Annotated in this window: 13 protein-coding genes and 1 riboswitch; of the genes, 4 read left to right on the top strand and 9 right to left on the bottom strand. The window is 48.4% G+C overall.

Annotation, left to right across the window (positions count from 1 at the left end):
* Window positions 1-15 precede the first annotated feature (15 nt).
* The 6 genes from QD47_RS01155 to QD47_RS01130 form a co-directional block, all read right to left on the bottom strand.
* The gene (locus QD47_RS01155) at window positions 16-855 is read right to left on the bottom strand and encodes a winged helix-turn-helix transcriptional regulator (RefSeq protein ID WP_044644374.1); all 840 of its coding nucleotides are present in this window, start codon (window positions 853-855) and stop codon (window positions 16-18) included.
* On the bottom strand, window positions 831-1,226 hold the full coding sequence (locus QD47_RS01150; protein WP_044644373.1) for a Fur family transcriptional regulator: 396 nt from the start codon (window positions 1,224-1,226) through the stop codon (window positions 831-833). The genes QD47_RS01155 and QD47_RS01150 overlap by 25 nt, the downstream gene beginning before the upstream one ends.
* Window positions 1,227-1,639: 413 nt before the next feature.
* Window positions 1,640-2,764, bottom strand: coding sequence for a GerAB/ArcD/ProY family transporter (locus tag QD47_RS01145; protein ID WP_044644372.1), 1,125 nt, complete (start codon window positions 2,762-2,764; stop codon window positions 1,640-1,642).
* The gene (locus tag QD47_RS01140; protein WP_044644371.1) at window positions 2,761-3,870 is read right to left on the bottom strand and encodes a GerAB/ArcD/ProY family transporter; all 1,110 of its coding nucleotides are present in this window, start codon (window positions 3,868-3,870) and stop codon (window positions 2,761-2,763) included. The genes QD47_RS01145 and QD47_RS01140 overlap by 4 nt, the downstream gene beginning before the upstream one ends.
* Before the next feature lie 25 nt (window positions 3,871-3,895).
* Complete coding sequence (locus QD47_RS01135) at window positions 3,896-5,137, bottom strand: Ger(x)C family spore germination protein (protein WP_235332155.1); 1,242 nt, start codon at window positions 5,135-5,137, stop codon at window positions 3,896-3,898.
* A complete protein-coding gene (locus QD47_RS01130) occupies window positions 5,115-6,749 on the bottom strand; it encodes a spore germination protein (protein ID WP_044644370.1) in 1,635 nt (544 codons plus the stop codon). The genes QD47_RS01135 and QD47_RS01130 overlap by 23 nt, the downstream gene beginning before the upstream one ends.
* Window positions 6,750-6,974: 225 nt before the next feature.
* On the opposite strand from QD47_RS01130, the gene QD47_RS01125 reads away from it, so the two are divergent.
* Window positions 6,975-8,066, top strand: coding sequence for a GGDEF domain-containing protein (locus QD47_RS01125; RefSeq protein WP_044644369.1), 1,092 nt, complete (start codon window positions 6,975-6,977; stop codon window positions 8,064-8,066).
* A 117-nt stretch (window positions 8,067-8,183) separates the two neighbouring features.
* Here QD47_RS01125 and QD47_RS01120 read toward each other — a convergent pair whose 3' ends face one another.
* The 3 genes from QD47_RS01120 to QD47_RS33665 form a co-directional block, all read right to left on the bottom strand.
* On the bottom strand, window positions 8,184-8,681 hold the full coding sequence (locus tag QD47_RS01120) for an Rrf2 family transcriptional regulator (protein WP_044644368.1): 498 nt from the start codon (window positions 8,679-8,681) through the stop codon (window positions 8,184-8,186).
* A gap of 66 nt (window positions 8,682-8,747) precedes the next feature.
* Window positions 8,748-11,729 (bottom strand): glycoside hydrolase family 3 C-terminal domain-containing protein, encoded by a 2,982-nt coding sequence (locus QD47_RS01115; RefSeq protein ID WP_044644429.1) that lies wholly within the window; start codon window positions 11,727-11,729, stop codon window positions 8,748-8,750.
* 126 nt (window positions 11,730-11,855) lie between these two features.
* On the bottom strand, window positions 11,856-11,987 hold the full coding sequence (locus QD47_RS33665; RefSeq protein WP_268794220.1) for a DUF7916 family protein: 132 nt from the start codon (window positions 11,985-11,987) through the stop codon (window positions 11,856-11,858).
* A gap of 119 nt (window positions 11,988-12,106) precedes the next feature.
* On the opposite strand from QD47_RS33665, the gene QD47_RS01110 reads away from it, so the two are divergent.
* The 3 genes from QD47_RS01110 (at window position 12,107) to nrdG (ending at window position 15,315) form a co-directional block, all read left to right on the top strand.
* The gene (locus QD47_RS01110) at window positions 12,107-12,577 is read left to right on the top strand and encodes an AbrB/MazE/SpoVT family DNA-binding domain-containing protein (protein ID WP_014278591.1); all 471 of its coding nucleotides are present in this window, start codon (window positions 12,107-12,109) and stop codon (window positions 12,575-12,577) included.
* Window positions 12,578-12,871: 294 nt separating this feature from the next.
* Window positions 12,872-14,821 carry an anaerobic ribonucleoside triphosphate reductase gene (locus QD47_RS01105; RefSeq protein WP_044644367.1) on the top strand — a complete coding sequence of 650 codons (1,950 nt, stop codon included), beginning with the start codon at window positions 12,872-12,874 and terminating at the stop codon, window positions 14,819-14,821.
* Window positions 14,818-15,315, top strand: a complete 498-nt coding sequence (gene nrdG / locus QD47_RS01100; protein ID WP_044644366.1) for an anaerobic ribonucleoside-triphosphate reductase activating protein — start codon at window positions 14,818-14,820, stop codon at window positions 15,313-15,315. The genes QD47_RS01105 and nrdG overlap by 4 nt, the downstream gene beginning before the upstream one ends.
* A gap of 183 nt (window positions 15,316-15,498) precedes the next feature.
* Window positions 15,499-15,694: riboswitch (cobalamin riboswitch) on the top strand.
* The last annotated feature ends 63 nt before the right edge of the window (window positions 15,695-15,757 follow it).

Raw genomic sequence — 15,757 nt, 5'->3', positions numbered from 1 at the left:
CTGATCAGCTTCAGTTCAATCCGCCAATCTGTAGCCTACACCTCTTACCGTTGCAATATATTCAGGCTCCGCAGGCCGGTCGCCCAGCTTCTTGCGCAAGCTTTTGACATGCACATCCACGACATTGCTGCCGCCTACAAAATCCGTCTCCCAGATATCATGCATCATCTGCTCCCGAGAAATGACTTTGCCTTGAGCATCAATCAGCTTCAACAGCAAATCATATTCCGTTTTGGTCAGATTTAATTGATTCTCTTCTTTATATACTAACATTTTATCACGGTCAATCCAGATGTCCTTGAACACCGTACGACGACTACCTTGCGTTGCCTGACGGGAAGCTGCCGGATGACGTACAATCATCCGTTCAATATCATGCACCATATGATTAGAAGCCAGCGGCCATACCAGCACCTCTTCGGAAGGAAGCAGCTCATGCGCACGAACAGCCATCCGATCCTGAATCACATACATGACGGGTGTATCTTTCATCTGTTCCGCCTCAAGACGATTACGGATATCCAGTAATTCACTCCGTGTATCGGTAGCGGTCAAATCGTAAATCAGCAGATCGCTTCCCAGATGACGTTGTACTTCAGGCTCCCAGCGATGGAACACCATCACATCAAAGCACGCGTCTGACAACGTACGTACCAAACCATGAACGACACCCGGAACCGAGCTGATCAGAACGATGCGGCGTGTAGTCGGGCAGTACAACGGCTCATTGGAAGGAACCGTCTGTAACGCAGGGGCGGAGGGAGCGGATAACATCGTTGTCCAGTTACCCTTCACCCGTTTAGGCATATCGGCTGCTTTGAAACGATTCGTTATTTGATTCGCTTGCTTTGGCATTCCTTACACACTCCTCCGAATACGACATGGGCATGGGCGATGGTATATCCCGTTTCATGCGCAACCGTCTCGATCCAATCATGTGGAACCTCGCTCATCACTTCATCTACCCGTCCACATACCTGACAAATAATATGCTGATGATCATCCATTCGTCCGTCATAACGACTGGCAGCTTCCCCCAGCTTCAACTCGCGGATCAATTCCTTATCTGTTAAATAACGTAGCGAATTATATACCGTTCCATAGGCAAGATTATATCCGCGCTCCATCAACCGATTCATAACATCGGCTGCGGTAGGATGATCGTGGGCCTCACGAACCACATCATATACCGCTTGGCGCTGCGAAGTTAAATTTAAAGTTCTCATACCGCATCTCCCTTAACGAACGCAGATTATATTTATTCTCAACTTATAATTACAATAATAAATCAATTTAGAATAAGTATAAATCCTAATTCATTTCAAGTCAATGGGATCGGATAAATTGAGCCACTTTGCAACACAATGTATACAAGATATACGTTCAGCTCATACACACGGGGGGATATTTTATGAAAATACTCTGGATATTCACACTCTTTATGGTACTCATGCTCGGAACCAATCTGCTGGTGAACTGGCTATTTGGTATTCATAATCCTTGGGATTCTATTTCATTGGCTTTTGGCACCCTGCGACCATCCGAATATATCGTCTTGGCAGGAATGCTGCTGTTGCTCTTTGTTACCGTGGGCAAAAGGCAAATTGGATACGCACTTCAATTCCTTTTCTCACGATGGTCACGTTTTCTGAGAGTCCCCTCTTCTAACTCTGCTTCTTCGCACAAGAGCCATCAGAAAAAGCAGAATGGGGAAAATGTAAACAAATAATGGATGAATATAAATTAGGGACTGCCGTCCAAATTCAAAATGCTCGCTCAGGCTCGGTGTTCCTATCTGGGACCACAGTAAAACAAGGATACCGCAGGGAAGCAGTGTCTTTCGGTAGGGTAAACCAAATATATCGGATATCCCCACCGCGGATGCATAGAAGAACAAAGCCACTTTAAAAAAGTCCCCGATCAGCATAGACATCAGTATAATGACATCGGGACGCTGGACGTATTCCGAAAGCTGGACATTCGCAAATGTGCTTAATAATGGAAAGATAGAACGCTCCGTTATATTCGTACCCAGCACGGTTACATTTAATATGGCGACTTCAACTAAAACGATGCCCGCAGCTATAATGCCCACATAACCTGCTCTGGTCATCTGTGAAGGCTTACGTACACAAGGGATAAACATCATGAAACAGATCATTTCACCGTAAGGAAAAGGCAAACGTTCTCTAATTACTGAGCTGAGTACAGGCTTAAAGCCCTGACTCATTACAGGCCTCAGCTCTTCCAGATGAATGCTGCCCGATAAGATTAATAGTGTAGTTCCCCAGAAAATGACGAGTAACACCAACGAAAGAAAGATCTGTCCAGTGCGGGCCAAAACTTCAAATCCGAGCCAGAGAACATAAATCACACATATTACCATCAGAAAGGCAACGACCATACTTGGTGTTTTTTCCAGTATGGAGACACGGACCAGTTCAGTCTCATCGCGTAGATTTCTACTGGTTAAATACAGAAAAAACAGAATGTACAGTATCCCCACTGCTGTTCCACTCGTGTTTCCAAGCAATTTACGGACATAGGTGGTCAACGTTTGGCCGGGAAACATTTCTGCTGTGTAGGTATACATTCGGAACAATACGATCCCGACACCCATAGCGATGAGCTGGGCAATCCATGTATCCCGTTCATATTCATTATCCAAATTAATAATGACCGCATTTCCCAGCAGAAAATGGAACATAAGAATGAGCAATTGCCCGGTACTGACCAGCCTTACGTGTCCAAGACCATGATTCACGAAGCATTCTCCTTCCCTTTTTTGTTTTCGGTCTTTTTAAACCAGGACACCATTAGCAACAGGAGCGGGAAAAGTACAGAAAATATAGGGAATATGTATTTCAACACGAAATCGCCTATTTTAATATGCTCCTGATAGCTTTGAGCCATCAGTACCGAAGATATGAGCATAATTATTCCGAATGGCAGCAGCAACTTGCGGCTAGAAGTGTTAAATACGTCTTCTGCTGCCTTTATCGCCGCATAATAGAAAATAAAGATCTTAAAAAAATCAAAGATAATGACGGTCATGACCCCAATAACATCTACCCTGTCGATGAAATCCGATATTTCCACCTTGCTGATCGTGGATAGTATCGGGTACGTTGCCCGCTGGAACACGTCCTCTCCGAGTGAAAGTACGTTTACCAGCGCAACTATGGTCAGGATGATGCCCCCCAGCAGCACAGCGGAAACACCAACGCCGTTGGCACGATAGTCTTTCTTTAATGTGGGAAGAATCATCGTAAAGGTAACCATCTCACCAAACGGCAGCATCAAGGCCTGTGAATAAATCACCTGCCATATCGGCTGCCAGCCATGCTGGGCAATAGGCAGCAGATTCCCCCAGTCCACAATGCCGGACAACACGAGCATTACATTCGTTGCGAGCCCCAGTACCAGCATAAAGACCAGCAGCCAAATCGCCGTTCGCCCCGCCACTTCAAGCCCTAAATGCATCACGTACATCACAAGCGCGATCATCAGAGCACTGATGATGATTAACGGTGTATGCGGGAGTGTCCGATCGGCAATCAGCGTCCCCGTATCTCGAAGATCACGTGCCCCACCGTACATAAAAAAAACAATATACAAAAAAGCAATCACGGCTCCTGCCTTTCTGCCCATGATAACTTTGCTGTATTGCGTCATAAGCAAATTGGGGTAGCGTCTGTGAAGGCTGCCGTAGCACAGAAAAAGCAGGGCCCCAAGCCCTGTAGCGATGAGGATAGCCAGCCATGCATCCTTGCCCGCATCCCTTCCAGGAATGGACATCATAGACGTTCCCAATTCAAATAGAATCATGAGGGAAATCATCTCTATCGCATCTATTTGTATTTTTTTCATCGCCTTACCTCCTCCCCCTGTTCGACTATTCGGAATCACCCCTTGAATACGGGTTGGTCCGTGCCTGCGTATGCTTCAGTACCGAAGTGACCTGAACACGAACGGTGCTTTCTGCAAAATAACGGCTCCATCGGGAAGAAAGCCTTTTCCATTGCGCAGGATCGCTTCTCTCCAGCTCAAGGCCGAAGCCGAGTACATCGCTACGGGTACGCTGAACCTCTCTAACCGTTGATGAAATCACTTTTTTTGTTTCCACTGCCCATTGCCTCTGCAAGCTTTTCATCACCTCTGGACTTTTCAAGTCAATCGGACACTCAGCTTCCTGTATCGCCCCGACTTGCTTTAAGTCAATGACAAAAACAGGCTCTCCTTGCTCCATCAGGCTGTGTACATTTGCCTTAGAGAACAAGGTTTCGATCCCGATGACTTCGCCTTTCTTGCCACAGCTCAATGTGGTTTCAGCACTTTTCACCTTGTTGTTCACGATAGACAGTCCAATCGCCTGGTCATCTTCCAACCAGTATACAAGACGGTCCTTTCGGAACACTCCCATCCCGGTAATACGCACGCTCGCTTCCGGTAAAATATTGTCCACATTGTTCTTACGGGGGGCCTGCTCCATCCTGCCATCCACTTTTACGCCCGTAAGAAGAGGACCGCCGCCCTTATTGGACATGCTGCGAATGACATCGTCGAGACTCACCGCGTAATCCCCTGCATACAAACGCTGAGATGTTTCCAGCTTTCCTGAAATATCATTAGCGGGAATACGACCGATCGCAGTCATGGTTGCCAGTACATCCTTCCCAGTCTCACCGCGCGCTACCAGCATTTTCATCGTGGGCCGGGTCTCCGTATACCTTTCCAGAAAATCCAGCGTATCTCCGATTCCACGCCGTGCCAGATTTTCCCCAATGACGACCAATCTTGCATGGGCCAGGGAAATTTCGCGTGGAACCTTCTGTGAAGCTTTGCGGATGGCTTGAAAAAGACTGCTCCCCTTTTCCTGAAACAACACGATAGGGGTATCTCCTCTCGCTTTGGCCCCGGCGATTTCATCTGCCACGATAACCTGCAGGGAAACCTCATAATCCGTTTCTCCAGCCACATCAATGCCTATTGCCGCTACGACTGCTCTCTGATTTAGCTCTACTGAATCCCAACAACCAGACAGGAGGGGCATCCATAGTAGCCCCACCAGGCTCAGAGCCCACATTCTCCCCTTGAAGGTTACCGTGCTTCGTTCATTCCCCTTCCCCTGATACACCCTGAGTCCCCCCCTCCTGCATCGGTGTCGTTTTATCGGAAGAGGAAATTCCGCTTCCATCCTTCATTCGTGTCTGGTTAGTAGATGTAATGCTTTTAGGACGTGTCCGCATCATCCAGAATGGGAGACGCAATACAGCATCCTTTTGACTCTCCAGTACAAAGGGGCTGAAAGGGGCCATGTAGGGCACCCCAAAAGAACGTAGGCTGTTCATATGGGCAATCAGCGCAATCAGCCCCAATGTAATGCCATACAGCCCCATAAACGCTGATAGTATCATAAAAACAAATCGGAACAGTCTCCCGGCCACCGACATGTTATAGGCTGGAATGGCGAAGCTGGCAATCCCCGTCAGGGCTACCACAATCGTGAGCAGCGGGGTGACGATCCCAGCCTCCACAGCCGCTTGTCCCAAGACAAGCGCACCAATAACGGATACCGTTTGTCCACCCACACGTGGCATTCGAATACCCGCTTCACGCAAGATCTCAAAAGTAACCTCCAAAATAAGCGCCTCCAGAAATGCCGGAAAAGGAACGGATTCCCGCTGAGCCAGTATGCTGATCAGCAGCGGGGTCGGTATCATTTCATAATGATACGTCGTTAGGGCAATGTAGAGAGAAGGCCCCAAGATAAGAATGATAAAGCTGATATATCGAATGAGTCGGACGACAGTCGCCATATCGTAACGTTCCTCATAATCCGAAGCACTCTGAAAGAATTGGGCAAATACGGTAGGCATCACTAGTACAAACGGATTTCCATCTATGATGAGCGCCACTCGGCCCTCCATAATATTGCTACTGATCGTATCGGGTCTTTCCGTGTTATAGATCGTTGGGAATGGTGTGAAATTATGGTCCTGTATCATCTCCTCTACCATACCGGATTCGAATACGGCGTCGATATTGATGTTTTTTACCCGTTGACGAACTTCATCTACGACACTTTGATCTGCAATATTCTTCATATACAGCATGGCTACATTCGTGAGGGACGTGCTTCCTACTTTGAACATCTCCATCGTAAGATCGGAGCTTTTAATCCGCCGTCGGACAAGAGAAATATTCGTGAACAGGGATTCCACAAATCCCTCTTTCGGTCCCCTGACGACAGACTGTGTGGTGGGCTCGTTGACCGCACGCTCCTCTCCTCCACGTGTGCCACACGCAATGGCCTTTGTACACCCTTCCAGTAAAATGATCGTATCTCCCATCAAGAGCTGTTCCATCATGGAATTCCAACCATCGCATTCCTTCACTTCACCAAGTTCAAGTGCATGGCCCTGTATCCGACTGTAAAGCCCTTCTGCACTTTCTACCTCAGCAGCCACCTCGGCGGATGGTCGGCTAAGCAATGATTTCATGACGAGTTCATTCACTGTGTCCGTCTTGACCATACTATCCAGAAATACAATGGCAGCAGGAACGTCAGCTTTCAGCCCCAGACTAAAGCGGCGAATCAAGAAGTCCGGGCTGCCTGACGTCAATTCCTTGATTTGCTCCAGGTTGGTTTCCAAATGAGCCTCGATCTTAAGAAAATGCGAAGAGCTTCCATTATTCCTGTCCGCCCCCGACTTTTTATTATATTTGCGATAGGGATAGCGAATCATGAGCAAACCTCATCTCCAAAGTGGCAGTAATGGACGCCACATCTTTTTCCTAATTCTTGTATGTTTGGAGTATGCTCAATCTATTCCCAGTTATGCACTAAGTGTAAGGACGAAACGTTATAAGCCACATCCGCGTAATAAATTTCAATAAATTCTTCATTTCCAAGCCTAATGTCAGTTTTTTTGATAAAATGAAGAAATATGCCTCTCGGGAGGGTTAACATCTTGTTCAGTACGTTTTTTGTAAATACCTGTATCCTTGTCACCTTTTTGTACATAACCGGGCTTATATCACAAAGATATAAAATCCGCCTACATACCTTAAAGCGTAAGGCACATTGGATCGGAGGCGCTCTTTTTGGATGCTATGGCATTATCTTGATGTACTATTCGTTCCCAGTGGGCTTTAATACAATTGCCGATCTTCGTCATCTGGCCATCGTAGCTACGGCGGCTTACATTGGCGGACCGGCAACACTCATGGCTACCCTATTTATATGCTTAGGCAGATTAATGCTGTTTGGTATCACCACTCAAGCCATTGTGGGGGCTTTTTTTATGATGCTCGTGGGCCTGGGTTGCGCTTTGCTGTCACATCTGTCCTGGTCACGTTTAACGAAGATGATGATGATGAACGTTTTCGCTTTGGGCATTATTTTCTGCTCTCTCACAATTAATTTGAATGATATTAATGATGTTCTGGACGTTTATCCGCTCCATTTTGTTATTTCTATGGCAGGCGGATTTCTTCTGTATCTCATTGCTGAGTCCATCAATACCTCCAATGAGCTGTTACTTCGTCTGGAGCATACCTCCTATACAGATCATCTCACCAATTTAAGCAACAGAAGACAGCTCGAATTTTCATTGGAAGAGCAGCTTCCTCAAGCTCGTCAACGTCACGAGCACTTATCTGTACTGGTGTTGGATATTGATCATTTTAAGGAAGTGAACGATACCTACGGTCATGCGGCCGGGGATGCAGTGCTGCGTCAGCTAGGTCAGATTTTGAGGGAAAAGTGTCGCTCCTTTGATGTGGTAACCCGCAGCGGCGGGGAGGAATTCACCGTACTTCTGCCGAATTGTGCTTTCCGGCAAGCGTTACGCATAGCGAATCAGATCCTTGGCGGGGTAGATCAGTACGAGTTCGTTTTGTCGGACGGGCTTGTACTCAAAGTCACGGTGTCTATCGGCGTAACGACCTTTCCCGATACCGGGGAGGATATGTCCGGGGCGGCTCTGCTGGAACAGGCGGATAGAGCGCTATACGAAGCTAAAAATGCAGGGCGTAATCGGGTCTGCTCCTATCAGGTATAAAGCCGGGCATTCTTTTCATTTACGATTTCACATCATATGAGCATCCTACAGAAATAGCCGATACAACCCTCTCTCGGAAGAGTCGTATCGGCTATTATCCGTTTTGAAAAAAATGTGTTAATCCTCTTTGGAAGAAGCCTTGGCATCCTCGCCTTCACTATGGCTACTGCCACCCACCACCAGCGTTGTACGCTTGGCGAGTGAGGCCAGCGTATGAGACTCCCATACCTCCAGCATACGTCGTTCGCTCTCGACTACGATTTCGGATACGGCGGTTGCAAGCTCCTCACAAAAAGGGTTCGTCTCTGATTCATGCATCATACCTGGAAAAATCGGATCACATATTTCAATGGCGTGGTATATATCGGCAAGTGTAATATGGTCTGCCGAACGGGTAAGCACATAGCCTCCCTCACGGCCTTCACGTGCTGCTATTAATTCTGCCTGTACAAGTCGCGTCAGCACCCTGCGCACCAAGGTGACCTCACAGTCAATAGAGCGGGCAATAGACCCGCTGGCACAGAGCTCTCCATGCTTTTCTAAATAGACAAGCGCCTTTACCGCCACCCCAAGCCATCTGGGCGTTGCGGTGCGTAGTCTTTTTTCACTATTCAAATGAAATGACACCCCTAAGCTGTAGAAACTTCGTTGAATGCATTGTACGTGAAGTCAGAAGTAAGTTCAAGCCTGAAGGCCATAATCCGCTGTAATAGAAGCGCTCAATGTCAAGTGACTCAGTCGTACTTCACCACTCAACCACAAGTACAAATCACGTGTACCTGTGGCTGTACCCAGTGCTTCGGAAAGCGTAACCCATGCTTGTGCCCCTCCCGTATCACCGACGGTCATACATGCCACAGCTTCGCCATCCGGTGCATCCAAGCGAAGCTCCAGCGCCGCATCACTGCTATTGCCTGACACGCGGCATTGAAGTTCAATCACACCCGCCGTTCCCAACTCGACGCCATGAAAGGCAATCCAGCCGGGACGTTGAGGTGAACGCGGACGTACACAGGCCTCCTTTTGCTCCTTGCTTTCATCCAGCTGGATATGGGAACAATCATCAAAGTTTTCAGCGCGAATGCTTTGTCCGGCTTGACGGGGCGGAATAACTTCGCCTCGAACGTTCACAGGGTGCTCCAACCGGATATCCGCTGAAGAAGCACCTGCCAGCAAGGTGTACTCGCCAGCTTCAACGCAATAGCGATCCCGTGTGACATCCCAAATCGCCCAATCCTTCACTCGCATTGTAAAACAGATCGTTCGCGTCTCCCCCGGCTCCAAGCGGATGCGTTGAAATCCACACAATGTCTTCAATGCTCGCTTTACTCGCGAAGCTCCGGGCCGTACATATAGCTGTACAACCTCCTCCCCAGCAGCTATGCCCCGATTCGTAACGTCCACCCATACATTCAGGGTATCCGTGGCATCTAGGGCACCAAAAGAGTTCACACGACCTTCGGGGACGGATCTATCGTTGGGATCGGGCGCTTGGGCATCTGTGCGCAGATGGCTGTACTCAAATGGCGAATACGTCAAACCGTGGCCGAACGCGTATAAAGGTTCACCTTCAAAATATTGATAGGTACGTCCGCCGCGAATAATATCGTAATCTTTGATATCACCCAATTGATCCTCCGATTGATACCATGTCATATTCAAACGACCCGCTGGCGCGTAATCCCCAAACAGCACATCCGCTACTGCCGTGCCATGCTCTTGCCCAGCATGAGACGTGTACACGATCGCTGGAATATGCTCCTGTACCCAAGGGATGGCAAACGGATAGCTGCCCGTCAGAACCACGATCGTATTAGGGTTAACCCGATACACTTCCTCGATGAGCCGCTGCTGGGAAGCTGCCAGCTCCAAGCCCGGACGGTCATTCTCTTCCTTACCGTTAATCAGCGGGTGATTGCCCACGAATACTATCGCCGTATCTGCCGCTTGGGCGGCGGCTATCGCTTCCATTAAACCGTCCGACACTGTATCTACTCGGAAAGCTGCATCTACCTGTTCCAAGGCTGTCGAAGCCTTCGTCCCGTTACCCGCTACAGCGTTAGGTACGGAACTCGCAGCCTCGGCTACCTTCAATGAGCCCTCCGGCCCTGTGATCACAGGCTTGCCGTTCCATGTCGTCCACAGACGCTCCCCTTTTTCAACAGGAGTCAGTCCAAAGACTTCTTTGACATACCAGCCATACGCTTCCTCAGCTGTCACACGAAGCGTTTCCTCATCGCTCGTCACATAGGTACCCAGTCGCTCGTCGGTTAACGTGACGCTACCGTAGCCCCAATCATTCACGGTCAAAACCGTTGGTTCGGCATCATGGGACAACCGCATGTCACCGAAGGAATCAACTGTAAGCTTCGCTCCGTCAGCCGCCGCGAAGGTCACGCGATCCTTGGCATCGCGGTATATGACGCGCTCCTGCGCGTCTTCGGTTCCCAGCTTGGCGCGAATCGCTTCAAGCGGTGTCACAAAATATGGAAGTGTACCGGAATACCAGTCGCGGTACACCTCATTGCCGAGCGCCCCGATCACCGCCACCTTGCCGCACCTCGCAGGGTCCAGCGGCAGGAGCGAACGCTCATTTTTCAACAGTACGATCTGCTCTCTCGCTGCACGCAACGACAGTTCACGAGCTTGCTCTGTCATCAGGGCCTCTTCCCCGATCAAGGCATAGGGATTGTCTTTCGCCGGATCAAATTCCCCCAGACGAAAGCGAACACGAAATGCATGGAACAACGCCTGATCCAGATCCGTTTCTTGCAGCGTTCCTTGTGCCAAGGCATCACGAATGGCCTGCTTGGACAAATCCGCATCATCTGTAATGCTGTCGATCCCCGCGCGAATAGATTCAGCCACACCCGGCGTGTGGGAGTCATAATACTGATGATCCTTTACGATTCCCATCACATCACCGGCATCACTGACCACAAAGCCGTCCATTCCCCATTCGTCCCTGACAATATCATTAACACCGTGGTACAACGTAGCAGGCGTTCCATTAATCAGGTTATAAGAGGTCATCATGGACTGGGCTTTGCCTTCCGTAAAAGGCTTCTCAAAGGCTTTCAGATAGTATTCACGCAGGTTTCGCGGGTCTATGCTGGAGGAATCACTTCCCCGGTCCACCTCGTTATTGTTTCCGAGGAAATGCTTTAATGTCGCAACCGCTTTCAAATATACCGGATGATCACCCTGTATGCCTTTGACCAATTCCTTCGCCAGTTCTCCCGTCAAATAGGGGTCTTCTCCATACGCTTCCTCATTACGCCCCCAGCGCGGATCACGCTCCATATCTACGGTTGGTGCCCATAACGTCAGTCCGTTTAGCGCCGGGTCACGGCGGTAGTATACACGCGCTTCATCCGAAATAACCGAGCCGACTTGTCGCATCAGTTCCGTACCCCACGTACAAGCCAACCCCACAGGCTGCGGAAATGAAGTCGCCTCTCCTAACCAGGCTATACCATGTGCTGCTTCCGTACCATGCTTGTATGCAGGGACTCCCAATCGTTCAATGGCAGGCTGATATTGCAGCATGGATTCAATCTTTTCCTCCAAGGTTAGCCGAGACACCAAATCCCGTACACGTTCGTCCATATGAAGCTTCGGATTTTGAAAAAGATATTCTAGATCCGTTGTTTCATGACTCATATCCGTCATCTCCTTGTCTCCATTTAAAATATCATAAAAGGCCGTTATGAAAGCGTTTTAATATATCATAGCGAAAAAGGATTACCCCGGCAACAATTGCTGTTGCTCACCATTTGGTGTCTTTCCTCAATTAATACCGAATAGACCAGTGTCGCCAATGGTGTGAATATCGGATGTTTGTTTGGACATGAGCTTATAATCACGAATTGTAGCTTCGTCCGCGCCTTCTACAGAACCATCCAGGAAGCTCTTAGCCAATGTACCTGGTTAGTAACAGTGTGTAAATTAAAAAAAATTGTATATTTTCTTCAATAAACAAAGCAAAAAATAATATTTTTTGGTATAATCAGGATATACAATCGAAGGAGGAAAGGTTTATGAAAAATACCGGAATGACACGGCCTCTGGATCAATTGGGGCGAATCGTGCTTCCCAAGGAAATGCGCACCACGATGGATATCAATATTGGTGATTCGCTCGAATTTTTCGTGAATGAAGAAGGATTTGTATTAAGGAAATATACAGGTGTATCCTGCAAATTTTGCGGCGCAGTTGATCATTTGACTTATTTTCGTGATAGCTTTATTTGCGCCGATTGCATTCAGGTATTAAAGACAGAGGAAAATGTACATCCCACCAGCACCGAAGCCATCCAGGCTCAAGAACATACCAAGCCGGTTCGTAACCATACAACCTGGCAGCCTAAACAATCCAGAGTCCAGCAAGGAGAAATGGTAAAAAAGCTCCGAAAGCTGATTCAGGAACATCCCAACCTGCCGCAAAAGGTATATGCCGAAATGCTCGATATCTCACAAGGCCGGGTGTCCCAACTGAAAAAGCTGCTTTAAATTATTCAGTAATTTATTACAAAACATACTCAGATCCAATGGATTGCCATCCTATTGTTTTCCGTCAAATATTCGATCGTCAGGTGTAGAATAAGGAGCGTATTCGTTGATGTGTTCCTAACTTTCACCTGACTTTTTTGTGCGTTCTCCCCCTGTCGACGTGACAATAATCACATACTCTCTATCCATCCATATATACAATATATAGACCGAAACAATTGTTTAGTACACGATATCGTCAATATATTGTTTTTTGGAGAATAATATATATTTTACTATATGGAGGTTTTTGCAATGAAGGTGTTGGAGGAACATCAATTATACAGCATCGGCGAGCGGGTCATTGGGGCACAAGACTTGGACATGCTGCGGGAGAATGCAAATTTGAATGGAGAGTCGTTCAGTGGAAAAATGAGTAAGCTTGGCTCCGAGTACGCCAAATGGTATGCGCGACTACGTGTGCTTCCGCCTGAACTGACAGACGCTATCGACCACGGATATGTGTATGTTCACGATTTGGACCAATATGTGCTCGGGACTACGAACTGTATCTTTATACCTTTTGGTCGTTTGTTGCAAGATGGTTTTAATACAGGCAATGGCTCTGTGCGCACACCACAAACCATTATGTCTGCTATGGCACTGGTGGCTATTATATTTCAGTCTCAGCAAAACAGCCAATTTGGAGGTGTCTCTGCCAATAAAATAGACTGGGACCTTGCTCCTTTCGTGGCCCGGTCCTTCCGCAAGCATCTGCGCAAGGGACTCCGTCTGTTCGGAGAAGAAATAGAACCCACCCTGCCTGATGACGAATTACACATAGCCAGCAGCCTATTACAGGAGGCATGCCCTCGTTCATATGCATTCGCACGCGAAGAAACGGAGACGGAAACCCGACAGGCCGCCGAATCACTTATTCATAACCTGAATACCATGAGCAGTCGGGCAGGCGGGCAAATTCCGTTCACATCACTGAATTACGGTATGTGTACTTCTGCTGAAGGGCGGCTTGTTACGCAATCATTGCTGGAGGCCACTATTCGTGGCCTGGGCAGCGGGGAAACCCCTATTTTCCCACAGCATATTTTCCAATGCAAAAAAGGAATCAATCAGGCTGAAGGCGATATCAACTATGACTTATTCATGCGGGCAGTAGAATGCTCCAGCAAACGTATGTATCCCAATTTTGTCAATGTGGATGCTACCTTCAACCTGCCCTATTACCGCGCAGATGATCCGGATACCATTATTGCGACGATGGGCTGCCGTACCCGCACCTTTGCTGACCGTTTCGGCAGAAACCGTCAAAGCGGCAAGGGTAATCTCTCATTCAATACGATTAATCTGGTGCGTCTTGGCATTGAGTACGGTATTTGCACAGGCAAGCGCAAGATACCTGACCGGGATGGCTTTGATACCAGATTGGAAGAGGTTATGCGCATTGCCGTGGACGGACTGATCCATCGCTACCATATACAGACCAGCCAGCCGGCAAAAGCCTCAGACTTTATGATGCGCGAAGGGGTATGGGAAGGCGGAGAAAAGCTGGGGCCGGATGAAAAAGTGGGCAACGTACTGAAGCACGGTACGCTGTCGGTCGGGTTTATCGGGTTGGCCGAATGCATGAAGGCACTGTATGGCAAGCACCACGGAGAGGATGACGCTGTATACCGTGAAGCACAGCGAATCATAGCTTCTATGCGTGTCTACTGCGACCGTATGAGTGAATTGCATGATCTTAACATTACACTGTTCGCTACGCCTGCCGAGGGTCTATCCGGCAAGTTCACGTTGCTGGATCAGCGTGATTTCGGAATTATTCCCGAGGTAAATGATCGAGAATACTACACGAACTCTTTCCACATTCCTGTGTATTACACGCTCCCGGCTGCCCGTAAAATCAGCCTCGAAGCCCCATTTCATAATCTGTGCAACGCTGGTGCGATTTCGTACATCGAGCTGGATGGTAATGCGCGGAATAACACGGAGGCGTTTCTTAAAATTGTACAATACGCGCTCCATCAGAACATTGGGTACTTCTCCATCAATCATCCGGTAGACCGCTGCACGGAATGCGGCTACGAAGGCATTATCGGGACAAGCTGTCCCGAATGCGGTGCTGATGAAGAACATACGCATTTTCAGCGCTTGCGCCGGGTAACCGGATATCTGACAGGTGATTATACCGTTCGCTTCAACGCCGCGAAGCAGGCTGAGGTACGTGACCGGGTGAAGCATCGGTGAATTTGTGTGGCTACATTCCGGAATCTCTGAACGAAGGGCATGGCCTGCGTACCGTTGTGTTCATTAGCGGTTGCCGCCATGCCTGCCCCGGCTGCTTCAATCCCTCGTCATGGAGTTTCCGCGCAGGTGAACCGTTCACACTGGAGCGACAGCAGGAAGTCATCCGTGACATCGCAGATAATCCACTGCTGGACGGGTTAACCCTTTGCGGCGGAGACCCTTTTTTCTCGGCATCGGAATGCTCGCAGTTTGTGCGCGACTTCCGCGCAGCCTGCCCTGACCGAACCGTGTGGGCCTATACGGGCTTTGACTATGAGGAGTTGCTTACGGATCAGGCCCGCCGGGAGCTGGCGCTGCTATGCGATGTGATTGTGGACGGCCCTTTTGTAGAACAGCAAAAGGATCTGACCCTTCCCTTCCGGGGCAGCCGCAATCAACGACTGGTGGATGTGAAGGCCAGCATTCAGGCAGGATCTATAGTTACATTAGCCTAAGGCGATGTTATACTCGCATGAGATGCTACACCCTAAGACAAATCCTTTCCTTATGGAGAGGGCTTGTCTTTTTTTGCATGTAGTTCATTTCAGGTTTAAACAGAGTTTATATTGCGTATCCTGCAAGTTTCACTTATGATGGTGAACAAGTATACGAGTGCATAATTATTCGTCATACCATAATCGCATAGCTTGGAGATAGGTGTCTGTTCTATTCAGTTCAGGCTTAAAAGGGAAGCTGGTGCAAGTCCGGCGCGGTCCCGCCACTGTAAACGGGGAATTTTCAGCTGTTGATACACCCACTGGTCCACAGACCGGGAAGGAGCGCTGAAAGTCATGATCCGTAAGTCAGGAGACCTGCCTATTTCAACAACATCGCAAGTACCTACGGGAGATAGGGAGGTGTTAAGAGCATTCGCCGAATTTTCATTTTTAAATAACG

The sequence above is a fragment of the Paenibacillus terrae genome (assembly GCF_000943545.1).
Lineage (GTDB): Bacteria > Bacillota > Bacilli > Paenibacillales > Paenibacillaceae > Paenibacillus > Paenibacillus terrae_A.
Note: the sequence above shows the minus strand (reverse complement) of the source record. Positions and strands in the feature narration are given on the sequence as shown.

What these genes read in the sequence shown, in the direction of transcription:
- QD47_RS01155 (WP_044644374.1), bottom strand. Translation starts at nt 855, where the DNA reads ATGCCAAAGCAAGCGAATCAAATAACGAATCGTTTCAAAGCAGCCGAT.
- QD47_RS01130 (WP_044644370.1), bottom strand. Translation starts at nt 6,749, where the DNA reads ATGATTCGCTATCCCTATCGCAAATATAATAAAAAGTCGGGGGCGGAC.
- QD47_RS01110 (WP_014278591.1), top strand. Translation starts at nt 12,107, where the DNA reads ATGAAAAATACCGGAATGACACGGCCTCTGGATCAATTGGGGCGAATC.
- QD47_RS01105 (WP_044644367.1), top strand. Translation starts at nt 12,872, where the DNA reads ATGAAGGTGTTGGAGGAACATCAATTATACAGCATCGGCGAGCGGGTC.
- QD47_RS01140 (WP_044644371.1), bottom strand. Translation starts at nt 3,870, where the DNA reads ATGAAAAAAATACAAATAGATGCGATAGAGATGATTTCCCTCATGATT.
- QD47_RS01150 (WP_044644373.1), bottom strand. Translation starts at nt 1,226, where the DNA reads ATGAGAACTTTAAATTTAACTTCGCAGCGCCAAGCGGTATATGATGTG.
- QD47_RS01115 (WP_044644429.1), bottom strand. Translation starts at nt 11,729, where the DNA reads ATGAGTCATGAAACAACGGATCTAGAATATCTTTTTCAAAATCCGAAG.